We start from the raw sequence: 23,739 nt of genomic DNA on the forward strand, positions 1-23,739 counted from the left end.
GGTGCCGTGCTGATCCATCCCCAGGAGCCGGCCTGCGTGCTGGTGGAACAGTTCGACCTGACCGCCGAGGCGGTCCACCCGCTGCTGCACGGGGTCGAGGAGAAACTGCTCAGCGTGCTCCGCTGGGCCCGCGAGTACCTCTGCCGGCCCCATCCCGAACTCGGCCGCAAGGGCCCGGTCTGCCCGTTCGCGCAGGCGTCACTGGACCGGGGGATGTTCTACCTCGCCGTGCACCGGGGCGAGACGGTCGCGCCGGCCGTGCTCGACGGGCTGCTGATGACGTACCGCGACTGGTTCCGGGAGCTGCCCCCGACCGCCGGCCCGGCCGCCCAGTTCAAGACCATCCTGCTCACCCTGCCGGACCTTCCGCCGGACCAGGCGAACACGGTCGTGGACCGGGCCCAGGAGCGGCTGAAACCGCAGTACGTGGCCGAGGGGTTGATGGTCGGCGAGTTCCACGCCGGACCGCCGGAGAAGGCAGGGCTCTGGAACGTCGACTTCCGCCCCCTGTACAGCCCGGTGCCGCTGCTCGCGATCCGGCACATGGTCTCGTCGGACTTCCCGTTCCTCGCCGACGACGCGGACGCGGTCGCCGCGTACCTGCGCCTGTTCGGTGCGAACACGCCACCGGCCCTGCGTACCCGGGTCAGCGCCGCGGCCCGCGAGTTCGGCCTCTCCCTGCCCGCCCCGGAGCCGGTCTCCCCCAGACCACCGGTCCCCCAACTGGCCGATCAGCAAGGAGCCACATCATGACCGAGCGAAGCGAGGGAATCAGCCAGCTCAGTCACACAGGTCATGGCATCGACGAGCGCAGCGAGGAGAGGTCATGACCGAGGTCAATGGAGCGGATCATGGCAGTACCCCGCCGGCGACCAACAAGCGGGCGTTGTTGGCGCGGATGCTGACCGAGCGGGCGAACGCTCCCCGGACGTACCCGGTCTCGTCCGGTCAGCAACGGTTGTGGTTCCTGGACCGGTTCCAGCCCGGTGACCCGGTCTACAACATCCCGGTCGCGTTCCGGTTGCGCGGCCCGCTCGACGTCGAAGCGCTCCGCGCCGCCCTGGAACTGATCGTGCGACGGCACGGGGCGTTGCGGACCAGCTTCGCCGACTCGGGTGGCGAACCGGTGCAGGTGGTCCGCCCGACCGCCGACCCGGTGCTGGAGGTCACCGACCTGTCCGGCGGCACGGCCGAAGAGGCGGCCCGGCTGGTCTGGCAGGAGGCACGCCGCCCGTTCGACCTCGCCCACGGCCCGCTGTTCCGGACCAGGCTGGTCCGGACCGCCGACGACGACCATCATCTGTCCCTCTGCCTGCACCACATCGTCTCCGACGCCTGGTCGCTCGGGGTGCTCTTCACCGAGCTGAACACCGCGTACGCGGCGCTGCGCGAGGGCCGTACGCCGCAGTTGCCGGAGCTGCCGGCCCAGTACGCCGACTACGCGCTCTGGCAGCGGGAGAAGCTGGCCGGCGAGGCGCTGCGGGACCAGCTCGACTACTGGCTGGGCCAGTTGCGCGGCGCCCCCGCCCTGCTCACCCTCCCGACCGACCGGCCCCGACCGGCCGCCCAGTCCTACCGGGGCGCGGTGCACTACTTCGACTTCGGTGCCGCGCTGCTGCGCCGCCTGCGGGAGTTCAACCAGGCCAGCGGGGCGACCACGTTCATGACCCTGATGGCCGGGTTCAGCGCGTTGCTGTCTCGCTCCAGCGGCCAGGACGAGCTGGTGATCGGCACCCCGGTCGCCGGGCGCAACCACGCCGACCTGGAGCCGCTGATCGGGTTCTTCGTCAACACGCTGCCGCTGCGGGTGTCGGTGGCCGGCGTACCGACGTTCGGGGAGCTGGTCGACCGGGTCCGGGAGGCGACCCTGGGTGGGCTCGCCCACGCCGACGTGCCGTTCGAGAAACTGGTCGAGGAGCTGGCGCCGGAGCGCAGCCTCGGCCACGCCCCGGTCTTCCAGACCCAGCTCATCGTGCAGAACACGCCGCCGGCCAACCTGGACCTCACCGATCTGACCAGCACCTCGCTGCGGGTGGACAGCGGCACCGCCAAGTTCGATCTCTCCCTGGTCGGCGAGATGACCTCGGACGGCGGGCTGCACCTGGCGGTGGAGTACGACACCGCCCTCTTCGACGCCGAGTCGGTGGCCCGCCTGGCCCGACAACTGACCACGTTGCTCGACGCGGCGCTCACCGACCCGGACCGCCCGGTCGCCGAGATCCCGCTGCTCGCCGGGGTGGAGCGGTGGCGTTCGGTGGTCGACTGGAACGCCACCGCGCGGGGCCTGCCGCCGGTCGCGTCGGTGCTGGAACTGCTGCCGGTCGACGACTCGGAGGCGGGGCCGGTGCCGGCGGTCAGCGGCCCGGACGGGGCGGTGAACCCGGCCGGGTTGCACGAGCGGGCGGCCGGGTTGGCGTACGTGCTGCGCGCCCGTGGAGTACGGCCGGACACCCCGGTCGGCATCTGCCTCGACCGGGGCGTCGGCATGCTGGTCGGCGTCCTCGGCACCTGGCACGCCGGGGCCGGTTACCTGCCGCTGGATCCGAGCCTGCCGGCCGACCGACTCCGGTACCTGCTCGACGACTCCGGCGCCCGGGTGGTGGTGACCCAACGGTCGGTCCGGGAGCGCCTCGCCGACCTGCTCGCCGACGTACCGGTGGTGGTCTGTCTGGACGACGACGCGGCGGAGCTGGCGGCGGCCCCGACCGACGCGGACCCGGTGCCGGCCCACCCGGACGGCCTGGCCTACCTGATCTACACCTCGGGTTCGACCGGCCGGCCGAAGGGGGTCGCGGTGCCGCACCGGTCGGTGCTGAACCTGATCGCGTCCTTCCACGACGACCTCGGCCTGACCGGCGCGGACCGGTTCGCGGCGGTCACCACGCTCTCCTTCGACATCTCCGTGCTCGAACTGCTGGTGCCGCTGGTCACCGGCACCCCACTGACCATCGTGGACTCCGCCGTCGCCGGTGACGGGCCGGCCCTACGGGAGCTGCTGGTGGCCGACGGGATCACCGCCATGCAGGCGACCCCGGCCACCTGGCGGCTGCTGCTCGCCACCGGTGGGGTGCCGGCCGGGTTGCGGCTGCGGCTCTGCGGCGGCGAGGCGCTCCCCCGGGACCTGGCGGACGCGCTGCTCGCGGACGGCGCGATGCTCTGGAACTGTTACGGCCCGACCGAGACCACGGTCTGGTCGGCCGCGACACCGGTGGCGCCGTCGCCGGCCACCATCGACCTGGGTACGCCGATCGCCAACACCGAGCTGTACGTGCTGGACCGGATCGGCCAACCGGTGCCGGTCGGCGTGGTCGGCGAGGTGCACATCGGCGGTCACGGGGTGGTACGCGGTTATCCCGGTCGCCCCGGACTGACCGCCTCCCGGTTCGTCCCGGACCCGTTCAGCGGCCGGCCAGGGGCCAGGCTCTACGCCACCGGTGACCTGGCCCGGCAGCGGGCCGACGGCCGGTTGGAGTTCCTCGGCCGGACCGATCACCAGGTGAAGATCCGCGGCTTCCGGATCGAACTGGGCGAGATCGAGGAGCAGTTGCGGGCCCACGACCTGGTCGCCGACGCGGTGGTGAGCACCTGGGCGGCCGGCTCCGACGACACCCGACTGGTCGCGTACGTGGTCCCGACGGGCGCCCCAACCCCCGACCTCTGGGCGGTGCTGCGCCCGTGGCTGGCCACCCGGCTGCCCGGTTACATGGTCCCGGCGACCCTGGTCACCCTCACCGCGCTGCCGGTGAACGCCAACGGCAAGACCGACCGGGGCGCGCTGCCGCAACCGGACTGGCGGGACGCGGTCACCGCCGAACGGGTCGCCCCGCGCGACCCGGTGGAGCAGTTGCTCGCCGAGATCTGGCAGCAGGTACTCAGGGTCGAACGGCTCGGCGTACACGACGACTTCTTCGCCCTCGGCGGGCATTCCCTGCTCGCCGCCCAGGCGCTGAGCCGCATCGGTGCCGCGTTCGAACTGGAACTGCCGATCCGGGTGCTCTTCGAGGCGCCGACGGTGGCCGCCATGGCCGACGCGCTGGTCGCCCGGGAACCGGTTCCGGGGCACGTGGTGACCGTCGCCGAGCTGCGCCAGGATCTCGCCGGGCTCTCCACCGAGGAGCTGCGTACGCTGCTGGGTGAGCCGTCGTGACCGAGGTCGACGCCGGTACGCGGGAACGGCTGATCCGGGAACTGCTCGCCCGGCGCGGGGTGACCTCGGCCCGCCGCTCCACCACCGTCGTGCCCCGCGAGCCGGGCACCCGGATTCCGCTCTCCCCGTTGCAGGAGGGGCTCTGGTTCCTCGACCGGATCGACCCTGGCGGCGCGGCGTACGTGCTGGCCGTCGCGGTCCGGTTGACCGGCACCCTGGACCGGGTGGCGCTGCGCCGCGCGCTCGACGCGACCCGGGACCGGCACGAGGCGCTGCGTACCGTGTTCCAGCTCCGGGACGGCCGGACCGAGCAGGTGGTGCTCCCCGCCTCGGACCCCGGCAACCGGATTCCGCTGGAGGACGTCGACCTCACCGCCACCGACCCCGCCGACCGGGAGGAGCGGGCCGGCACGCTCGCCCGAGGCTTCATCGAGACCGGCTTCGACCTGGAGCGGGGGCCGCTGGTCCGGGCCCTGCTGGCCCGGATCGAACCGGACGAGCACCTGCTGGTGCTGAGTGTGCACCACATCATCGCCGACGACCGGTCGCTGCACACCGTGCTGGGTGAGGTCCTGGACGAGCTGTTCGGCGCCCCCGCTCCGGCACCGCCCGAGGTGCAGTACCCGGACTACGTACTGTGGCGACAGCGGGCGTTGGACGCCGGAGTGATGCGGCGGCAGCGCGACTTCTGGGCCGGCCAGCTCGCCGGGGTGTCCGGGGCGTTGGACCTGCCGACCGACCGGCCGCGCCCACCGGTGCAGACGTTCACCGGCGGAACGCACCGGTTCGAGGTGCCGGCGGAGCTGACCAGTGCCCTCGACGGGGTGGCCCGGCGCACCGGCAGCACCCGGTTCATGCTGGTCCTGACCGGGTTGCAGGTGCTGCTGCTGCGCTGGACCGGCCAGGACGACATCTGTGTCGGCTCCCCGGTGTCGCTCCGTTCCACCCCGGAACTCCAGTCGGTGGTCGGGCTGATGGTGAACAGCCTGGCGCTGCGCACCGACCTCTCCGGTGATCCGACGCTCACCGAGGCCCTCGGGCGGGTACGCCGTACCTGCGTCGACTCGCTCGACCACGCCGACCTGCCACTGCACCAGGTGGTCGAACTCGCCGCCCTGCCCCGGGACCCGAGTCGCAACCCGCTGTTCCAGGTGATGTGCGTGGTCAACCCCGGTGGTACGCACCGACGGTCGTCCGGGCTGACGGTTCGGCCGGCGGGCTTCGACCGGGAGAGCGCGCGGATGGATCTGACGGTGCTCTTCTCCGAGACCGGTCCGACCCTCACCGGGGTCGTCGACTACAACCGTGACCTCTTCGACCCGGCGACCATCCGGCGCTTCGGTGACCGGCTGCTGGTCGTACTCGACGCGCTCGCCACCCGCCCGCAGCGGCGACTCTCCGAACTGGACCTGCTCACCGGCGACGATCGGCGTGTGCTGGCGCAGTGGAACGACACCGCCCGCGACCGCCCGGGCGGCGGGGCGCCGAGCGGCGACGGGTTGGCGGAGCTGGTCCGGGTGTGGGCGGCGGCGACTCCGGACGCCCCGGCCGTGGTCGACGGCGACGAGACGATCGACTACGGCGAGCTGGACCGCCGGGCCGAGCGGCTGGCCCGGCGGCTGCGGCGGGCCGGGGTCGGCCCGGAGGTGCCGGTCGGTCTGCTCCTGCCCGCCGGCATCGCGGCGATCACCGGCATCCTCGGTGTCCTCAAGGCCGGCGGCGCCTACCTGCCGCTGGACCCCGGACATCCACCGGCGCGGCTGCGCGCCCTGCTCGCCGACGCACACGCACCGGTGCTCCTGGTCGACCCGGCGGACCTGTCCCGGTTCGCCGACCATCCCGGTACCGTGCTCCCCATCACAGACATCGACCCCAATGACATCGATCTGGATCACGCCCCGCTGCCGGTGACCGCCCCGGACCAGCTCGCCTACGTCATCTACACCTCCGGCTCGACCGGCGCGCCGAAGGGAGTGATGGTCAACCACCGGAGCGCGGTCAACCTGACCAGGGCTTTCATCGAGGAGCACGGGATCGGGCCGGGGGACCGGCTGCTGATGCTGCCGCCGTTGAGCTTCGACGCCTCCGTCGGCGACATCTTCCCGGCCCTGGCCGGCGGCGCCGCCCTGGTGCTGCACCGCCGCCCGGCCGAACTCACCGGCCCGGACCTGCTCCGGCTCTGCGCCGAAGAGCGGATCACCCTGGTCGACACCGCCGCCGCGCTCTGGACCCGATGGGTCGCCGACCTCGCCTCGGCGCCGGCGGGTACGCCGGCAACCGGGTTGCGGGCGCTGATGGTCGGCGGTGAGGCCGCCCCGACCGACACCGTACGGGGCTGGGCCCGCGCCACCGGCGGAACCGTACGGGTGCACAACCACTACGGCCCGACCGAGGGCACCGTCTGCGCCACCACGTACGCGACCGTCGACGCGAGTGAGCTGCCCGGCCTCGGTCAACTGCCGATCGGCCGCCCACTGGACAACGTACGGGTGCACCTGCTCGACGCCCGACTGCGCCCGGTGCCGGTCGGCTTCACCGGCGAGGTCTACCTCGGCGGCGCCGCACCGGCCCGGGGCTACCTCGGCGCACCGGGCCTGACCGCGTCACGGTTCGTGCCTGACCCGTTCGGCGCACCCGGCGCCCGGCTCTACCGCACCGGCGACCTGGCCCGGCACCGGCCGGACGGGACCATCGAGTTCCTCGGCCGCACCGACCGCCAGGTCAAGATCCGGGGACACCGGATCGATCTCGGCGAGGTGGAGGTCGCCTGCGCCGCCCAGCCCGGGGTGGGGCGGGCGGCGGTGACGGTACCCGACGACGGAACCGGTCCCCGGCTGGTCGCGTACCTGGTGCCGGCGGGCGGGACCGCGCCGACCCCGGCCGAGGTCCGGGCGGGTCTGCGGGAGCGGCTACCGGACTACCTGCTCCCCGCGCACCTCGTCTTCCTGCCCGAACTGCCGCTGAACGCGCACGGCAAACTCGACCAGGCGGCCCTGCCGGCGCCGGTCGAAGAGACGCCGGGGGCCGATCACGTACCGCCCCGGACCGCGACCGAACGGGCGCTCGCCGGCATCTGGTCCGGGTTGCTCGGCCGGGAACGGGTCGGCGCCCGGGACAACTTCTTCGACCTCGGTGGACACTCCCTGCTCGCCGGTCCGCTGGCCGCCCGGATCCACGCGGACCTCGGTGTCGACCTGCCGCTGCGGGCGCTCTTCGAGACCGCCGACCTGGCCGGCCTGGCCCGCCGGGTCGACCAGGCTCGGGCCGGCGACACCGGCCGCCGGCTCGACCCCGACCGGGTACGCGACGACGCCCGGCTCCCCGACGACGTCGCCGACCGCCTGCCGGCCGGCCGCCCGGCGACCACACCGGAGACGGTGCTGGTCACCGGGGCCACCGGCTTCCTCGGCGCGCACCTGCTCGCCGACTGGCTCGACCGGAGCCGGGCCGAGCTGCACTGTCTGGTCCGGGCCGGCTCCCCGCAGGCCGCCACCGACCGGGTACGCGACAACCTCGCCCGGTACGGCCTCTGGCGTGACGAGTACGCGAGCCGGCTGGTCGGTGTCCCCGGTGACCTCGGTGAACCCGCGCTCGGGCTGAACCGTCGGGACTTCGAGGCGCTGGCCGACCGGACCGACCTGGTGCTGCACAACGGCGGGCTGGTCAACTTCCTGATGCCGTACGAGCTGCTGCGGCCGGCGAACGTGACCGGCACCGTCGAGGTGCTGCGGCTCGCCGCCGCCGGGCGCCCGACCGCCGTACAGCTCGTCTCCACCCTCGGGGTGTTCCTCACCCCGGACCGGGTCGACGGCCGGGTCGACGAAGGGGACACCCCGGACGACTGCACCGGTCTCGGCGACGGTTACAACTCCACCAAGTGGGTCGCGGACGCGCTGGTACGCGCCGCACGTGCACGCGGGCTGACGGTCAGCGTGCACCGGCCGGCCCGGATCACCGGCAACGCCACCACCGGGGTCGGCAACGCCGACGACTACTTCAGCCGGCTACTGAAGACGTTCGTGCAGCTCGGCGCGGTGCCCGAGATCGGCGACGACCACGCCGACCTGGCCCCGGTCGACTACGTCGGCGCCGCGATCGGGCACCTCTCCCGGCAACCGGAGCGCTGGGGGCAGGACTTCCACTACTACAACAACCACACCATCTCCTTCGCCGACCTGGCCGGTGCGCTGGCCAGCTACGGCTACCCGGTCGACCTGGTCCCGTACGACCGGTGGCGGGCCGCGCTGCTGGGCCGGCCGGACGCGGCACTGGCACCCTTCACCCCGCTCTTCGGCGAGCACGCGCCCCGGCGTACCCAGCCCTTTTTCGACTGCACCCGGACCGAGGCGGCGCTGGCACCGGCCGGCATCACCTGCCCACCGGCGGACCCGGCGCTGCTCCACACCTACCTGGCCTGGTACGTCAGCGCCGGGTTCCTCGACCCGCCGCCCGGCGGGCACAGCGATGTCAGGAGCATCCATGGCTGAACGGATCCGCGCCCGCCTGCTGATCGCGGTCTGGCTCGGCCAACTCGTCTCCCTGGTCGGCTCCAGCCTGACCGGCTTCGTGCTCGGCGTCTGGGTCTACCAGCGGACCGGCTCGGTCACCCAGTTCTCGCTGATCTTCCTGGCCAGCAGCCTGCCGGCGGTGCTGGTCGCCCCGTTCGCCGGGGTGATCGCCGACCGCTGGGACCGGCGCCGGGTGATGCTCCTCAGCGACCTGGGGGCGGCGATAGGCACCGCCGCGCTCGCCCTGCTGGCGGCGAACGACAGCCTCGCCGTCTGGCACATCTACCTGGCCACCGCGCTGAGCGCGGCCAGCTCCACCGTGCACCAGGTCAGCTACCAGGCGATGACCCCGGCGCTGGTCGGCAAGACGCACCTGGCCCGGTTCAACGGGCTGATGCAGGTCACCCGCGCCGCCCAGATCGCCGCGCCGCTGGTCGCCGGTGTGCTGGTGGTGACGATCGGGATCGGCGGGGTGCTCGCGGTCGACCTCGGCACCTTCGCGGTGGCGTCGCTGACCCTGCTGCTGGTCCGGCTTCCCGCCGAGGCGACCCGTCCGGCCGCACGACGGACCCGCGAGCCGGTGCTGACCGAGGCCGCCGCCGGCTGGCACTACCTGCGCGCGCACACCGGACTGTGGCAGTTGATGGTCCTCTTCGGCGCGTACAACTTCCTCTTCGGTTTCGCCGGTGTGCTGGTACAGCCGCTGATCCTCTCGTTCGCCTCGGCGGACACCCTCGGGTTGCTGATGTTCGCCGGTGGGGCCGGGCTCTTCGCCGGCAGCGTGGTGATGACGGCCTGGGGCGGCCCGGCCCGTCGGATCCACGCGGTCTTCGGTGGGCTGGCGCTCGGCGGGGTGGCGCTGGTGCTGCATTCGCTCACCCCCTCGGCCTGGTTGATCGCCGTGGTGGCGCCGCTGTTCCTGTTCACCCTGCCGATCGTGAACAGCTCCACCATGACCCTGATCCAGACCAAGACCGAGCCGGCGGTGCTGGGTCGGGTGCTGGCCGCCGCCCGGGTGGTCGGCGACGCCAGCATCCCGGTCGCGTACCTGCTCGCCGGCCCCCTCGCGGACCAGGTCTTCGAGCCGCTGATGCGGCCTGACGGTGCGCTCGCCGGCACTGCCGGCGCGGTCATCGGCACCGGTGACGGCCGGGGCACCGCCCTGGTCTTCGCGGTCACCGGCACGTTGATGGTGCTGCTCGTCGCCGCCGCCTGGTCCCGCCGGTCGCTGCGCGCGGTCGACGACCTGCCGGACGCCCTGGAGCCGGCCGAGCCCGCCGAGGCCGCCGAGGCCGCGACACCGGAACCCGTGGAAACCCCCGAGCCGGTACGCGACTAGCGACCGCCCCGCCTCCTTCCCCGTCCCCGCCTCCAGCAAGGAGTACGAGCATGCCGGTGCCGTTGTCGCCCGAGGTCCTCCGCGCGTTCATCGAGTCCGACGAGGCCCCCTCGGCCCACCTCGACATGCTTAACGCGATCTCGTTCCGTACCGCCGGTGCGGGCCTGCGGCTCGGTGTGTTCGAGGCGTTGGCCGACGGTCCACTGCCGGTCACCACCATCGCCGAGCGGGTCGGCGTCGATCCGCTCGGGCTGCGGCTGCTGCTCGACGCGCTGGTCGGTTTCAACTACCTCACCCACACCGACGGCACGTACGCGAACAGCGCCAACACCACCCGCTGGCTGCTCCGCTCGGTCCCGGACAGTTTCGCCCCGGTGCTGTCGTTCTGGTCCACGGTGCTGACCGAACTCTGGGGCGACCTGGAATCCTCGATCCGCCAGGGCGGACCGACCGGCGACTTCTACGCCTGGCTGGAGCGGCGACCGGAAACCCTGCGCGACTTCCAGACCATGCTGCGGAGGCTCTCCGGTTGGCTCGCCGAGGAGGTCATCACCCTGGTCCCCGCTCCCCCGGCGAACGGGCGCCTACTCGACCTCGGTGGCGGGCACGCCGGTTACACGGCGGCGTTCTGCGCCGCGTACCCGCAGTTGCGGGCGACGGTGCTGGACCTGCCCGGTGCCCTGGCCCAGGGGCGGGCGGTGGTCGACACGGCCGGGCTCGCCGACCGGGTCGAGCTACGCCCCGGCGACCTGCTCACCGCCGACCTCGGCACCGGGTACGACCTGGTCCTGCTCTTCAACATCGTGCACGGGTACGACGAACGCCAGGTCGCCGCGCTGCTCGACCGGGTCGCCGCCGCACTCAACCCCGGTGGCCGGGTGGTCCTGCTGGAGCCGCTCGCCGAGGTCCCCCAACGTCCGCCGGGTGTCGCCGACGCGTTCGTACGCGCGTTCAGCCTCAACCTCTTCCACACCCAGGGCGGCAGGGCGTACGCCTTCGACGAACTGGCCAAACTGCTCACCGAGGCCGGATTCGACGAACCGGAGGAACGGATGCTGACCCGTTCCGACGCCGACCACCTGGTCCTCGCCACCCGCGCCTGACCGGTCCCGCTCCGCGGACACACTGGTTTTGCCCGCGCTCCACCTGTTCCGTTGGGGTGACAACAGTCCCGGCAACGGCTAGGACCCGTACCGGCACGAGTGGACCAGCAAACGGACCGTCGTGCGCGGCGGTGGCGCTGGGGGTGGGGTGCACGTGCGGCGGTTGATACGTCTGAAGAGGTTATCGCCACTTGAGCGAATGCGATCTTGAGCGGAAACGGCAACCGGCGCTCCTCCTGGTGAGGAGCGCCGGTGCTGGTGCCGGTTCAGCGTGCGGCGTTCTCGCAGTTCACCGTGTTACCGCCGGACGGGCCGAGCAGGCAGGTGTCGCCCGTTTCGGTACGGTTGTCGCCGCCGTCAAGCGCGTCGGCGCCGTCGGCCGCGGTGCCGCCGACAAGGTGGTCGTCGCCGCCGAGGCCGAAGAGCTGGTCCTGACCCTTACCACCGAAGATCTGGTTGTCCCCGTCGTTGCCGGTCAGCACGTCGTTTCCGCTGCTGCCGTAGAGGTCCTCGATGTCGATGAGTGAGTCCCCCTCGCCCGGCGTGCCGTCGTCGCCGGTCACGTTGTCGAGGTCGACGGTCACCGGTCCGGAGTGGTTCCAGTCGTAGCGGGCCATGTCCCGACCCGCGCCGCCGTCGAGGACCTCGCCGCTATAGCCGGAGTAGATGATGTCGTCACCGTTCCCGCCGCGCAAGGTGTTGCCGTCCACCCCACCGTCGATGGTGTCGTTGCCGTCGCCGCCATCGATGACGTCGACACCGTCCTCACCCTTGATGGTGTCGTTGCCGTCACCACCTTCGAGCAGGTCCGCCCGCATGCCGCCGGTGATGATGTCGTCGCCCTCGCCACCGATCAGGTGGCATGCGTCATGTCCCCCGATGGTGTCGTTCCCGGGACCGCCAATGCCCGTGAAGTTTTCGATATTCCCGATGGCGTCGTCGCCCGCGTTACCTCGGAGTTCCACCTCGTATTCCCAGCCGTACAAACGATCGTTGCCGGCACCGCCCTCGATCACGGCGAAGTCCGAAAAACTGAAGGTGTCCCACTCGCCAGCTTCGCCCTGGTCAACCTTGTGATCGCGGTTGCCGTAGGTGACAGAAACCGGGTTGGTCCGGCTGGCATAGCTCAGCGTGTTCCGGCCCATGCCACCGAACATCGAGTCCGCACCGAAGCCGCCGTCAACAAGGTCGTCGCCGTCACCGGCGGAAATGTAGTCGTTGCCGTCGCCGCCATACACCCGGTCGTTACCGGTGCCCAACTCCCGAAGCTGATCGTCACCAACCCCGCCCTCGACCCGGTCATCGCCGTCGCCGCCGTCGACCATGTCGTTGTCAGCGTCGCCGTACGCCTGGTCAAGCCCCCCATCACCGTTGATCGTGTCAGCACCCGCGTCACCACGCACCGTGTCGTTACCCGGACCACCGTTGACGACATCGTCACCATTACCACCGGAAACAAAATCAAGCCCGTCGCCGCCAGCCACCGTGTCGTTGCCGTCATGGCCGTACACCTTGTCGGCACCATCACCACCGTCCAACGTGTCCGCCCCGCCGCGACCCACGAGCATGTCGTCCGCCCACTCACCGACCAAACGGTCAGCACCGCCGATCGAACCGGTCAACGTGTCCACACCCTGATTGCCGTACGCCAACATCCCGTACGCCGAATCATTCGTGACCGTGTCATCACCATCCATCGCGTACACCACGATCCCCAACGCCACCGGCGTCACCCCGGAATCACACGTCGCCTTCGTCGAATCATTGGCGACAGCAGCGCAACCCTTACCCGCCACAACCGGCACCACATCATCGAAAATCACCACTCGACCATTGGCCGTAACGTGCAGCGCGTTCGCCTGACCATCACCGGCCGTGAATCGCACATTCCCCGGCGACATCACCTGAACCGTCGCGTTCACCGCCGCGAACACCGGAGTCGCAGACACCGCAACAAACGTCACCGTAGCCGTAGCGACCACACCAAATAAACGCAGACCGCGAAAACCATGCAATGTGGACATACCCATTCTGCTCCCCGCGTAATCGAAAAGCCATCCTCCCCACTTGATCACCAATCAGTCAAGCGAACTTTCGGCTTGCCCGGAGGCACCGATCGAGAGTGGTCGGACCGTCCCGGACACCGACTGCGATCATGGGTGGATGGCTGTCACCGCCCGACTCGTCCGGATCGAGGACGTCCCGGTCCTGGCCGATCTGCTCCAAACCAACCGTGAGGTCCTCGCCCCGTGGGATCCCGTCCGGAGCGAGGACTACTTCACCGTCGAGGGCCACCGCGTTGTCATCGACACCGCGCTCGAACAGTACGAACGGGGCGCCGCGCTGCCGCACGTGATCGTCGATGACGGCCGAATCATCCTGAACACGATCGTCCGGTGCCCATTCCAGTCGCGCAGCCTCGGTTACTGGGTGGGCACCGCCGACAACGGCCGGGGCGTCGCCAGCGCCGCCGTACGCGAGATCGTCCGGGTGGCTTTCCAGGAGTTGGGGCTGCACCGGGTCGAGGTCGGCACACTCCTGCACAACGTAGCCCCGCAGCGGGTGCTGGAGCGCAACGGTTCAGTTCGCTTCGGCATCGCCCCGAACTACCTGAACATCGCGGGCGTCTGGCAGGACCACACCCTGCACCAACTCGTCGCCCATCCGGACGATACGTAGCGTGCCACTCCCACCACGCCGTCGGGCGGAACACCGGCGTGGCCTACCCGGTCGGTTGACGCAAGTTGCACCCGGCGATCTACGGCACCGCACCGGTCCTCGCCACCCGCGCCTGACCGCTTCCGCCCGGATCCAGGGCTCCTCCAATCAAGAATTTCAGGAGCCGACGTCAACGAACATCGTCGTTGCGCCAGTCCATGCGACTCAAGAACGTCCGGATCTGTTCGCGGCGGCTTCGCCACCTCTCGCCCATCAGCCAGATCCGGAGCTGGAACTGTTGGGATCTTCGGATCTCCGACACCCATACTCGCCGTGGCTGCTGCCGAAGGGTTCTCGCCCACCGCAGCCCGTTGTTGTCCGTGAAACGGATTTCGATCTCCTGCAGGTCCGGCAGGGCCGATCCGACGAGCACCGGCAGCCTTTTGTCAGTTGGGCCCCCATCGGTGGCGGTGTGGAAGCCGTCCATCCGGGGCCACGAAATGTCGATCGAACCACCCGGCCCGAGACTGCGGCGACGTCGAGTCACGGAACCCGTGACCAGCGTCTGAACATGGAGGAAGAAGAACTCAAAGAAGGCGTCGCCGAACAGATTGGTGCCCAGATCCGGTGGCCATCCTCCATGTCCGAGCCAGGCTCTCCACCAACTCTTCTTGAGAGTCGACAGCGGTCGCATGGCATCAGAATTCAGCGGCAATGCCATCAGGTCGAATACCGGCTCACTGCCGACGTTCGTCACCGTCACGATATGTCGATCGTCGCGTGTCTCCACGGAACTGACGTAGACGAGCCGGGCGTGTCTGGCCTGCTGGTCCTGGCGTTCGAGCCTGGCTCGTCTGATTTCATACCAGAGTCCGAATGCGAGTCCGCCGAAGGCGAGCATGCTGCCAACGCCGGCAATCCAGTCCGGGACGCTACCCCAGTTGGCACCACCCGCCGCATACTCCACCCGCCCATGGTGGGTAGCACAGTCAACAGGGCGGGCTGGTCGCGCTGACCGTACGAGCAGCGTCCCCGTGGAGATCATGTGCTAACTTAGGGCTCCTAAGTTAGCTCCTAGTACATGAAAGGTCGGCATGCCACGGCAGGGTTTGACGGGCGAGCGTGTCTCGGCCGCGGCAGCCGAGCTGGCAGACAAGGTCGGGCTGTCCCGGTTGACCGTCGCGGCGGTCGCCCGGCAGTTCGGGGTCTCGGATGCCGCCCTGTACGCGCATGTGCGAAGCCGCGACGCGTTGATCGCCCAGGTCGCGGTTCGGGCCGCGGCCGCATTGGCTGACAAGCTCTCGCTCGCCGTGGCCGGGCGATCCGGCAGGCAGGCCCTGGCCGGATTCGCCGACGCGTGGCGCACCTTCGCGACAGCGCACCCCGGGCAGTACGCCGCGACCCAACTGCAGTTGCCGCCCGAGATCGGCACGAATTCGGCGGGGCATCTGCGGCTGATCGAGCTGAGCTACGCGATGCTGCGCGGGTACGGGCTCAACGAACCGGACCTGACTGACGCCATGCGTTTCGTGCGCAGCACCTTCCACGGTTTCGCCACCCATGAAACTGTCGACGGATTCGGGCATCCCCGCGATATCGACGCCTCCTGGGGCAGCATCGTCGACGCGGTGCACACCACTCTGAGCAACTGGCCAACCAGAAAAAGGGAGCAGGAGTGAACAGTCACGAGAGCCACGACCTGTACGTCAGGTCGGCGGACGGCAGCCGCCTGGCGGTCCGACGTGTGGGTTCCGGTGATCCCGTTGTCCTGGTGCACGGGTCCGGCGGTGGGCTGCATTCCTGGGCCGTGGTCGCGGACCAGCTTGCCGACGACCACGAGGTGTGGATGCCGGCCAGGCGCGGCTACGGTCCCAGCGACGTCCCGCCCGGAAGCAAGTCGTTCAAGGACGAGACCTCCGACGTGATCGCCGTCATCGAGGCGGCGGGCGGATCATCGGGTAAGCCCGTCCATCTTGTCGGGGCCTCCTACGGAGCAACCCTGTCGTTGCACACCGCGTCGGCTGCCCCGCGCGACCTGCGTTCACTCGCCATCTTCGAGGCTCCGCTCTTCGCGGCCGGGACGAAGACCGTGCTCCTGCTCGATCGGTACCGTGCTGCCTTCGAGCGCGACGACGCCCGAGCGATGGCCGTGGTGTTGAACGAAGTGACGCGGGTTCCGGCGGAGATCGTCGCGGCATTCGCCGCCGCCTCGGATGACAGGAAACCCGACCCGGTCGAGGCGCGGCGCTCGGCGATCGGCTGGCTGCACGATCTCGAAGCGCTCGCCGAGGACAGCACGGACATCGCCCGGTGGTCCTCGATCACCGTGCCGACCCTGGTGATGCAGGGGGCCGACACCTGGGAGCCGATGCCGAGCACGATGAACTCCCTCGCGAACACCATTCCTGGCGCACGTCAGGTCATCTGGCAGGGCCAATCGCACTTCGTGACGATGACGGCACCCACTCTGGTCGCGGACACCCTGCGCCGGTTCTTCGCCGAGGCCACGGCCTGACCCTCGCCGCCGGCTCGGGGCGGCCTGCGCCCCGACGGCGGCGCCGCGTACGGTCAGCGGTCGACGTCGGCCGGGCGCCAGCCCAGCGCCGGGCCGAGCCCGGTGGCGATGTCGCTGAGGATCTGCACGTAGTCGTCGTGGTCGAAGGTGAACGGCAACGCGAACGCGACCTCGTCGACCTCCCGGAAGGCGGCGTGCGCGTAGAGCCGTTCGGCGATCTCCGACGACGTACCGACGAGGTCGGGCGCGAACATCATCCGCCCGGGCCCCTGCGGGCTGGCGGTACGCGGCGTCCGCTGCCGCGCGTACGCCTGGTACTTCGCCCGCTGCTCCGGCGAGGCACTGTCGGTGGGGATCACCACCAGCCCCTGCGAGACCCGGGCACCGGCACCATCGGGGTGGTGCTCGCGGAAGGTCCGGATGTGCGAGAGCTGGATCTCGGCGAAGTTCTCCGACTCCTCCGCCTTCACCACGCTGCTGGTCAGGAAGTTCATCCCGTTCTCACCAGCCCACTGGGCGGACCGCAGGCTCGCCCCGCCGTACCACATGCGGCGTCCCAGACCCGGGGAGTGTGGCTGCACCCGGTGGGAGAACACCTCAAAGCCCTCGACACCACTGAAGTCGGTGGCCGACTCACCCCGGACGAAGTCCAGCAGTCGCCGTACCCTCTGGTAGCTGAAGTCCTCGACATCGGCGGTGTCCGGGTAGAGCGCGTCCTTGACCTGCTCGTAGTGCATCGGCGGCCCGACGCTCACACCCGGATTGAGCCGACCGCCGGAGAGGATGTCGACCGTCGCCAGGTCCTCGGCCAGCCGCAGCGGATTCTCCCAACCGAGCGGGATGACGGCGGTGCCCAGCTCGATCCGGCTGGTGCGTTGGGAGGCCGCCGCCAGGATGGCGACCGGCGACGAAATGCCGTACTGGAGGTGGCGGTGCCGGACCCAGGCGCTGTCGAAGCCCAGTTCCTCACCGAGTGTGATGATGTCGAGCGTCGACTCGTGACCCGGGCGAGGATCGGCGTCGTCGAACAACCCGATGGTCAGAAAGCCCAGCTTTCGCAGCGGCTCCGAGGGCAGCGGCACAGGGCCCCCCATCGTCCACGGCATGCTCTGCCGTACCCCAACAACCGCCCGGTCGGGCAGGAGATCACCGTACCCGTCGACCTTCGGTGGAACACTGGCGCGATGGCTGACGCCGCTGCCCTGTCCGCTCGCCCGGTGCCCCGTACGCCGGAACGGGTCCGCTCGGTCCGAATCGCCGTGGCCGTCGTGCTGGCCGTCGGCGTCGTGATCGGCGCCGTCCTGCTCTGCTGGCCCCGGAGAACCGTCGTGGAGGTCATCAACCAACCACCGGAGGTGCGGTACGCGGACGGCGACAACTCCCACGTCGCGGTCCTCGTACACGTCCGGGCGCCGATCGCCGCTCTCCAGCTCTCGGCGGGCGGCACCTCCTCCCTGGACCACTACGAGGTCGTCCTCGGAAGCGACCCGAGCGGGGGCTACGGGCATCTTGTCCGGGTCGACGCGACCGGGATGGATCCGGGCCGGCTGACAGTCGTTTGGACGGTCGAGGGCGCGTGGTTGAACTATCAGCATGGCCACCGCCTCTTCGTTCCCGCGAAATCCTTCGTCGGGGGCAGGTGAGCACGCGGTTGAACCCACGCACCAGCCGGCACGTCGTAGGCCCTGTGAACGACACAATCTGGCGTAGAAGCTCCGAAGCCTCCCTGGTGATCCGTACCGACTTCAGCCACGAAGAGGAGTGGACGCGCATCCAGGCGGCAATCACCGAGCCGCAGACCGAGGACGAGTTCGAGGCCTACGTCGAGTTCGTCGACGACAAGGCGTACGAGGGTGTCACCGCCGCACGGCTGCTTGAACTCGTACCGGCCGATTCACACGAGAGGTTCGTGTTCCTCGTCGACACGGAGGCGCTCACCCATCCCGACCGCCCGATTCTCGTGGTGAACCTCTACGACTGGGTGGAGGGCCTCGAGGACCAGGGCAAGGGGCCGCACTACGGCGCCACGTTCCGGGTGGTGCCGGAAGAGATGTGGTCGGTGCAGAACAACCTCTCGCTGGCGAACATGGACTGGGAGGAATTCGCCGACAACGTCGACGAGGACGGCATCTTCCGCGGCTTCGAATAGGGCGGGAAGCGGGTACGCGGCACCCGCCCCGCCACTGATTGCCTTACGTCGATACGCTCCGGGCGGGTGCCTACCGGCGAAGGAGACGATCCCCATGGCTCAGGACGGCGCGTCGCGACCCCCGCTGCGGCCACGTTATTCCCGACCGTCGCCGCCCCGACCGACCACGAGACCCGGCTCGGTGTGGGTCGTCTCGCTGTTGCTGGTCGGCTACGGCCTGCTCGGCACGTCACTCGGAACGGTGCTGCTGGAGGACGCGATCTCCCATGGTGAGGAGGACGTGGTCATCCTGATGGCGGTGATCAGTCTCCTGCTCTCGGCGGCGCAGGTCACGTCGGGCATCGGCCTCTTCTTCGGTGCGCGGTGGGGGCGTACCGGCGCGCTGACCGTCTGCGGCGTCAACGTCCTGTCCGTCGCGGTGGCCGCCGCCAACGACGGCGTGGGCGCCGCCCAGGCATGGATCGCGGTCGCCGTCAACGCCGTACTGGTCTTCATCCTGCTCGGCGAGAAGGTCCACGGCTGGACCGGCGGCGACAACTGACCGACGCCGGGCGGCGCGGCCCGTACCGGGTCGGTGCGAACCCCTACTCGTATGGTGATCGCCGTGTCGGGAGAACGCGTCATGGCCGGTATCACCGGCGACTTCGAGATCGATGTGACCGTTGGCGCCGGTGACGCCGACCCGTTGGCGGGCTTCGCCGAGGACAACGGGTTGAAGTACACGCACGTGGTGCTGGACCGGGGTCTGGCACCGTCCCAGCCCATGCTGACGCTGGCCGGCGCCGGTTCGCTGGATCGACAGCGCGGCGTCGCCCAGCGATGGAGCGAGCGGCTGGAGCAGGCGGGCCTGCGGGTCGTGCGGAGCAGGATCAGGGCCGCGTCCTGGTGCGAGGGCGTTCCGGCGACGGACGAGGAGGCGGCCGCCCAACCCTCGGGTCGCTACTTCGAGCATCGCCTGCGGCTGCTGCTGCCACCAGGGGTGGCGACACTGCTGGCCGTGACGGAACTGGCCGAACGGCACGGTGCCCGGCTGTCACGAGACGCTCAGCGGACCCGCACCGACGGCCTCGACGAGCGGTTCGTCACGCAGCGCTGCCGGAACGCCGGCCGGGCCACGGCGCAGGCTCACCTCGACCAACTCGTCGGCACACTGCGCGGTCACGGTTGGCAGGTCGTCGCGGCCGAGCAGACGTACGTCGTGTTCGACGACTGTTCGCGGCTCGACGCGGAGTGGCTCGTCCGCACGGAGCAGGCCGGTCAGGGCGGCTGGGAGGACCGGATGCGCCGCGCGCCCGCCGGCACACCCGACTATCCCCGTACGTATCTGCCGCTCCCCGACAATCCGGGGCTGCGGCAGCGGGCAGCCTTCGACCCGGCGCTCAAACAGCGCCCGAACGCCTACCGGGCGGGAGAGCCCGAGTTCGCCGACCCGGTCGTCGGGCAACGGTGGACCACGGCTCGCCGTACGGCGATGACGCACCTGTTGAACGTCATCAACCGGACCCGCTGGGCGGAGCATCTCGTCCTGCGGGGCAGCGTCACGTTGTCGGCCTGGCTCGGCGACGCCGCCCGGGAGCCGGGCGACCTGGACTTCGTCGTGACGCCGTTCGCGCTCTCGATCAACAGTCCCGAGGCCCGGGAGATGCTGGACGGGGTGGTGTCGGCACTGCGCGGGCATCCGGGGGCGGGGCTGGATCCCGACCGGGTCCAGGTGGAGGACATCTGGACCTACGAACGTGCCGACGGCCGGCGTCTGGCCGTCCCGTTCACCGCCGCCCACGACCTGACCGGTTCCGTACAGCTGGATTTTGTCTTCAACGAGCACCTTCCCATGGAACCCACCACGATTCGGATCGACGGTGTGGGAGAGGCGATGCGAGCGGCACCGCCGGCGCTCTCGCTTGCCTGGAAGCTCATGTGGCTCGGCACCGACATGTACCCACAGGGCAAGGACCTGTACGACGCCGTCCTGCTCGCCGAGTACACCACCGTGGACCTGCGACTCGTACGGGACCTGCTCCGGCCCGAGTTGGGCGCCGAGGCGGACACCTTCACCGCCGAGACCGTGCTCCGCTGGGACGTCGACTGGCGCAACTTCACCGACGAGTACCCGGGGGTCACCGGCGACGTCGATGCGTGGAAGCACCGCCTGGCGCTCGCGCTCGACCGGCCCGCCGGCGCCCTGCTCTAGGGTGCGTGCCATGGGACGACGATGAGGACGGTGGATGCGGGTCGAGTCGGACCGGGCGGATGAATCCGTGATGGCGGAGCCGGAACTGGTGGCCGCCGCGCAGGCCGGTGATCACGATGCCTTCGGTCGTCTGGTCGGGCCGTTGCGCGACGAGTTGCGCGCGCACTGCTACCGAATGTTGGGGTCGCTCCACGACGCGGAGGACGCGGTCCAGGACACCCTGGACCGGGCCTGGCGCGGCCTGGCACGCTTCGAGGAACGCGGTTCGGTACGGCCCTGGCTGTACAAGATCGCGACGAACCGGTCGCTGACGCTCATCGAACGGCGGGGGCGGCGTGAACTCCCCACCGACCTGGGTCCCGAGGGCACCGCGCTGGCCGAGGCGACGTGGCTCGAACCGTACCCGGACCGGCTGATGGGCTGGACGGCGGAGCTGAGCCCGGAGGCTCGCGTACTGGCACGGGAGAGCGTGGAGCTGGCATTCGTCGCCGCTCTGCAACACCTGTCCGCCGCACCGCGAGCCGTCCTGCTCCTGCGCGATGTGCTCGGCTACAGCGCCAGCGAGACCGCCGACCTGCTGGAGACCACGGTCGCGGCGGTCAACAGCGCGCTGCAACGCGCCAGGAAGACCCTCACCGGGCTCCTGCCGGAGAACACCCAACAGCACACGATGGCCGCGCTCGGGGAATCGACGCGGCGGAGGCTGGCCCGGCGGTACGCCACCGCCTGGGAGGCCGGGGACGTCGACGCCATCGTGGCGATGCTGACCGAGGACGCGAAGTACTCGATGCCGCCACTGACCGCCTGGTACGTGGGCCACGACAACATCCGCGGCTTCCTGGTCGACGGACCACTCAGGCGACGGTGGCGTTTCCTACCCGCGCGGGCGAACGGACAGCTCGCCTTCGGCACGTACCTGTGGGACAAGGACCGGGGTGGCTACGTTGCGGCAGGTCTGGACCTGCTCGTCCTGCGCGGCACACGGGTCGCCGAGGTGGTCTCGTTCCTCGACGCCAGCTTCCCGGCGTTCAATCTGCCGCTGACCCTCACGGACGCCGGTCACGGGGTGAGGCTGTCCAACTGATCGAGCCGACCGGTTTCGAGGTGGGTGATGTCGCCGCCGGAGTCGAGCGCGGCGTCGAGCAGGAGTGCGAGTGAGGTGCCGTATACCGGCACCTCGGCTGGGTCTTCGACCAGTCGGAACTCGCGGTCGATCGGGTCGGTCGATCCGTTGGGGACCGTTTCGAGGCGGCAGACGACCCAGTGCGGCGTATCCATTCCGAAGTCGGAGGCGACGGCGACGCTTCGGCCATCGGCGAGGTCGATGATAGCGACTATCGACCGTTCGCCGGGGCCACGCCAGAGCCGGCGATGCTGGTCGGCCGGCAGCACCCGCCAGGCGTTGTCGAACAACGTCGCGGAGCCGATCCGACGGTAGAGCGCGACGATATTGGCGGCGGCCGCCTCGAACATCTCGACCGGCGTGGGAGGCGAGGTTTCGTGGTCGCGCAGGATCCGGTCCTGCGCCGGAACGGCGAGCCGGCGCGCTGCCCGTACGCTCCCCACGTTTAGCATTCGACCCATGGCACTGCTGCATCGCGCTGAACTGCACCCGACCAAACTCGAACTCCTGGCGTCCTGGCTGCCCGGCCGCCCGTGGTACGAGGGGCCGGCTGCCGCCGACGTCGAACGGGTGGCGGCCTTCCGGTTCGACGACCCCGCCGGTGCGGTGGGAGTCGAGACGATGCTCGTCCGGGCCGGTGCCGGGCCGGTCCACCAGGTTCCGCTGACGTACCGTGACGCGCCGCTGGACGGTGCCGACGACTGGCTGATCGGCACCACCGAGCACTCGGTTCTCGGCCGGCGCTGGGTGTACGACGGGTGCGGAGATCCCGTCTATGTCGCGGCACTGACCGAAGTGATCTACTCCGGCGGCGTCCAGGCGGACGAGTACTTCGAGGTCGATGGCAAGGTCGAACACCGCGAGCCGAACATGCTCGTCACCGGCAGTGGTGTCGCAGACGCCGACATCCCCGCCACCGGCGCGTTGCACCACGTCACCGACGAGGACAACAGCACGGCCGTCGTGACGGACTCCGTACGGTTGACGGTCCTGCGTCGTCTCCCCGCCGGCAACCCGGTGGCCGGCGCCATCCTGACCGGCACCTGGGACGGCCAGGAGACCCCGGTGACGCTGGCGTACGCCACCCCACGCTGAGCCGGGACCGCGCCCAGCGCCGCTGACGTCGGCGCGAGCCGCCGACGTCAGCGGAGGGCGTCGACCTCAGCCGGCGGCCTCGACGAGCAGTTCGTCGATCTGTCCCATGGCCTGCCGCAGCCCCTCTTCCATGCCCATCGCGAGCATCTGTTCGAGCTGCTCCGCGTTGGTGAACTGGCTGACGGTCGTCATGCGTGTCCCGGAGCCGACCGCCTCGAGTGTCACCACGGCGTGGGTCGGCTCGATGGTGGTGACAGGTTCGCCGTCGTCGTCGGCGAAGCCGTCGTCGAACTCCAGCCGGTACGGTGCTTCGATCGCGGTCATCCGCCACCAGCCTCGGGACTTCTGGCCCTCGGGACCGGTCATGTAGTAGGCGGACCGCCCGCCCACCACGAACTCGTGCCGTTCGAAGGTGGCCGGCCAGGCCGGCGGGCCCCACCAACGCTCCAGCTGGCGTGGGTCCTCCCAGACCTGCCACACCCGCTCGACGCTCGCGTCGAACTCGGCGACCATGGTCAGGGTCAACGCCGCACTGTCCTTGAACGTATCCACTACCGCCACCGTGTTGGATCCTCTCAGTCTTCGGCCAGGATCTGCTCGATCTGACCGGTGCGATACCGCCAGATCTCCTCGTACGCGCCGAGGAGGCGGGTCGCCTTGCGCAGCGCCGCCAGGTCCCCGTGGACGATCTGCTCCCGTCCCCGCCTCTTCTTGGTAACGAGCAGGGCCCGTTCGAGCACCGCGACGTGCTTCTGTACGGCCGCGAAGCTCATCGGGTAATGCTGTGCGAGCGCCGAGACGGATTGCTCGCTCCGGATCACCTGGGCGAGGATGTCGCGCCGGGTCGCGTCCGCGAGCGCGTGGAAGATTCGGTCTACTTCCGCCGCGTCCAGCTCATCTACAACCATATA

20 protein-coding genes are annotated in these 23,739 nt (G+C 70.2%); 14 read left to right on the forward strand and 6 right to left on the reverse strand.

Annotated elements, in window-relative coordinates; all coding sequences use genetic code 11:
• Nucleotides 1-6 precede the first annotated feature (6 nt).
• The 5 genes from BDK92_RS06280 to BDK92_RS06300 all read left to right on the forward strand — a co-directional run bounded on the left by BDK92_RS06280 (nt 7) and on the right by BDK92_RS06300 (nt 11,097).
• A complete protein-coding gene (locus BDK92_RS06280; protein ID WP_121155450.1) occupies nt 7-753 on the forward strand; it encodes a DUF6875 domain-containing protein in 747 nt (248 codons plus the stop codon).
• Nucleotides 754-826: 73 nt separating this feature from the next.
• The gene (locus BDK92_RS06285; protein ID WP_121155452.1) at nt 827-4,147 is read left to right on the forward strand and encodes a non-ribosomal peptide synthetase; all 3,321 of its coding nucleotides are present in this window, start codon (nt 827-829) and stop codon (nt 4,145-4,147) included.
• Entirely contained in the window at nt 4,144-8,634 is a 4,491-nt protein-coding gene (locus tag BDK92_RS06290; RefSeq protein ID WP_121155454.1) for a non-ribosomal peptide synthetase, read from the forward strand. Before BDK92_RS06285 ends, BDK92_RS06290 begins: the two co-directional genes overlap by 4 nt.
• Entirely contained in the window at nt 8,627-9,994 is a 1,368-nt protein-coding gene (locus BDK92_RS06295) for an MFS transporter (RefSeq protein WP_121155456.1), read from the forward strand. The genes BDK92_RS06290 and BDK92_RS06295 overlap by 8 nt, the downstream gene beginning before the upstream one ends.
• Before the next feature lie 50 nt (nt 9,995-10,044).
• On the forward strand, nt 10,045-11,097 hold the full coding sequence (locus BDK92_RS06300; RefSeq protein ID WP_121155457.1) for a methyltransferase: 1,053 nt from the start codon (nt 10,045-10,047) through the stop codon (nt 11,095-11,097).
• Between the two features lie 266 nt (nt 11,098-11,363).
• On the opposite strand, the gene BDK92_RS06305 is transcribed toward BDK92_RS06300, so the two are convergent.
• A complete protein-coding gene (locus tag BDK92_RS06305) occupies nt 11,364-13,127 on the reverse strand; it encodes a calcium-binding protein (protein ID WP_121155459.1) in 1,764 nt (587 codons plus the stop codon).
• 133 nt (nt 13,128-13,260) lie between these two features.
• On the opposite strand from BDK92_RS06305, the gene BDK92_RS06310 reads away from it, so the two are divergent.
• Nucleotides 13,261-13,776 carry a GNAT family N-acetyltransferase gene (locus tag BDK92_RS06310; protein ID WP_121155461.1) on the forward strand — a complete coding sequence of 172 codons (516 nt, stop codon included), beginning with the start codon at nt 13,261-13,263 and terminating at the stop codon, nt 13,774-13,776.
• Nucleotides 13,777-13,945: 169 nt separating this feature from the next.
• On the opposite strand, the gene BDK92_RS06315 is transcribed toward BDK92_RS06310, so the two are convergent.
• Complete coding sequence (locus BDK92_RS06315) at nt 13,946-14,722, reverse strand: hypothetical protein (RefSeq protein WP_121155463.1); 777 nt, start codon at nt 14,720-14,722, stop codon at nt 13,946-13,948.
• A 127-nt stretch (nt 14,723-14,849) separates the two neighbouring features.
• On the opposite strand from BDK92_RS06315, the gene BDK92_RS06320 reads away from it, so the two are divergent.
• Nucleotides 14,850-15,434: a TetR/AcrR family transcriptional regulator gene (locus tag BDK92_RS06320; protein WP_121155465.1), complete on the forward strand. Its 585-nt coding sequence runs from the start codon at nt 14,850-14,852 to the stop codon at nt 15,432-15,434.
• Nucleotides 15,431-16,270 (forward strand): alpha/beta fold hydrolase, encoded by an 840-nt coding sequence (locus tag BDK92_RS06325; RefSeq protein WP_170208513.1) that lies wholly within the window; start codon nt 15,431-15,433, stop codon nt 16,268-16,270. Before BDK92_RS06320 ends, BDK92_RS06325 begins: the two co-directional genes overlap by 4 nt.
• 53 nt (nt 16,271-16,323) lie before the next feature.
• On the opposite strand, the gene BDK92_RS06330 is transcribed toward BDK92_RS06325, so the two are convergent.
• Complete coding sequence (locus tag BDK92_RS06330) at nt 16,324-17,352, reverse strand: LLM class flavin-dependent oxidoreductase (protein WP_121155469.1); 1,029 nt, start codon at nt 17,350-17,352, stop codon at nt 16,324-16,326.
• A gap of 102 nt (nt 17,353-17,454) precedes the next feature.
• On the opposite strand from BDK92_RS06330, the gene BDK92_RS06335 reads away from it, so the two are divergent.
• The 5 genes from BDK92_RS06335 to BDK92_RS06355 all read left to right on the forward strand — a co-directional run bounded on the left by BDK92_RS06335 (nt 17,455) and on the right by BDK92_RS06355 (nt 21,694).
• Complete coding sequence (locus tag BDK92_RS06335; protein ID WP_121155471.1) at nt 17,455-17,913, forward strand: hypothetical protein; 459 nt, start codon at nt 17,455-17,457, stop codon at nt 17,911-17,913.
• 44 nt (nt 17,914-17,957) lie between these two features.
• Nucleotides 17,958-18,419 (forward strand): DUF6924 domain-containing protein, encoded by a 462-nt coding sequence (locus tag BDK92_RS06340; RefSeq protein WP_147456927.1) that lies wholly within the window; start codon nt 17,958-17,960, stop codon nt 18,417-18,419.
• A 181-nt stretch (nt 18,420-18,600) separates the two neighbouring features.
• The gene (locus BDK92_RS06345) at nt 18,601-18,960 is read left to right on the forward strand and encodes a hypothetical protein (protein WP_121155475.1); all 360 of its coding nucleotides are present in this window, start codon (nt 18,601-18,603) and stop codon (nt 18,958-18,960) included.
• Nucleotides 18,961-19,023: 63 nt separating this feature from the next.
• Nucleotides 19,024-20,610, forward strand: a complete 1,587-nt coding sequence (locus BDK92_RS06350; RefSeq protein ID WP_246016854.1) for a nucleotidyl transferase AbiEii/AbiGii toxin family protein — start codon at nt 19,024-19,026, stop codon at nt 20,608-20,610.
• A gap of 34 nt (nt 20,611-20,644) precedes the next feature.
• A complete protein-coding gene (locus tag BDK92_RS06355; RefSeq protein WP_246016855.1) occupies nt 20,645-21,694 on the forward strand; it encodes a sigma-70 family RNA polymerase sigma factor in 1,050 nt (349 codons plus the stop codon).
• On the opposite strand, the gene BDK92_RS06360 is transcribed toward BDK92_RS06355, so the two are convergent.
• Complete coding sequence (locus BDK92_RS06360) at nt 21,670-22,185, reverse strand: hypothetical protein (protein ID WP_211349109.1); 516 nt, start codon at nt 22,183-22,185, stop codon at nt 21,670-21,672. The genes BDK92_RS06355 and BDK92_RS06360 overlap by 25 nt on opposite strands.
• Before the next feature lie 7 nt (nt 22,186-22,192).
• On the opposite strand from BDK92_RS06360, the gene BDK92_RS06365 reads away from it, so the two are divergent.
• Nucleotides 22,193-22,828, forward strand: a complete 636-nt coding sequence (locus BDK92_RS06365) for a CG0192-related protein (protein WP_121155479.1) — start codon at nt 22,193-22,195, stop codon at nt 22,826-22,828.
• 66 nt (nt 22,829-22,894) lie between these two features.
• Here the strand turns inward: BDK92_RS06365 and BDK92_RS06370 are convergent, their stop codons facing one another.
• The gene (locus tag BDK92_RS06370) at nt 22,895-23,389 is read right to left on the reverse strand and encodes an SRPBCC family protein (protein ID WP_121155481.1); all 495 of its coding nucleotides are present in this window, start codon (nt 23,387-23,389) and stop codon (nt 22,895-22,897) included.
• A gap of 14 nt (nt 23,390-23,403) precedes the next feature.
• Nucleotides 23,404-23,736, reverse strand: coding sequence for an ArsR/SmtB family transcription factor (locus BDK92_RS06375; protein WP_121155483.1), 333 nt, complete (start codon nt 23,734-23,736; stop codon nt 23,404-23,406).
• Between the last annotated feature and the right edge of the window lie 3 nt (nt 23,737-23,739).

This window comes from Micromonospora pisi (genome assembly GCF_003633685.1).
Taxonomy (GTDB): Bacteria; Actinomycetota; Actinomycetes; order Mycobacteriales; family Micromonosporaceae; genus Micromonospora_G; species Micromonospora_G pisi.

Coding starts and splice junctions, on each gene's coding strand:
- BDK92_RS06335 (WP_121155471.1), top strand. CDS start 17,455: ATGGCTGACGCCGCTGCCCTGTCCGCTCGCCCGGTGCCCCGTACGCCG.
- BDK92_RS06375 (WP_121155483.1), bottom strand. CDS start 23,736: ATGGTTGTAGATGAGCTGGACGCGGCGGAAGTAGACCGAATCTTCCAC.
- BDK92_RS06355 (WP_246016855.1), top strand. CDS start 20,645: ATGCGGGTCGAGTCGGACCGGGCGGATGAATCCGTGATGGCGGAGCCG.
- BDK92_RS06300 (WP_121155457.1), top strand. CDS start 10,045: ATGCCGGTGCCGTTGTCGCCCGAGGTCCTCCGCGCGTTCATCGAGTCC.
- BDK92_RS06320 (WP_121155465.1), top strand. CDS start 14,850: ATGCCACGGCAGGGTTTGACGGGCGAGCGTGTCTCGGCCGCGGCAGCC.
- BDK92_RS06285 (WP_121155452.1), top strand. CDS start 827: ATGACCGAGGTCAATGGAGCGGATCATGGCAGTACCCCGCCGGCGACC.
- BDK92_RS06310 (WP_121155461.1), top strand. CDS start 13,261: ATGGCTGTCACCGCCCGACTCGTCCGGATCGAGGACGTCCCGGTCCTG.
- BDK92_RS06360 (WP_211349109.1), bottom strand. CDS start 22,185: ATGCTAAACGTGGGGAGCGTACGGGCAGCGCGCCGGCTCGCCGTTCCG.
- BDK92_RS06295 (WP_121155456.1), top strand. CDS start 8,627: ATGGCTGAACGGATCCGCGCCCGCCTGCTGATCGCGGTCTGGCTCGGC.
- BDK92_RS06305 (WP_121155459.1), bottom strand. CDS start 13,127: ATGGGTATGTCCACATTGCATGGTTTTCGCGGTCTGCGTTTATTTGGT.
- BDK92_RS06365 (WP_121155479.1), top strand. CDS start 22,193: ATGGCACTGCTGCATCGCGCTGAACTGCACCCGACCAAACTCGAACTC.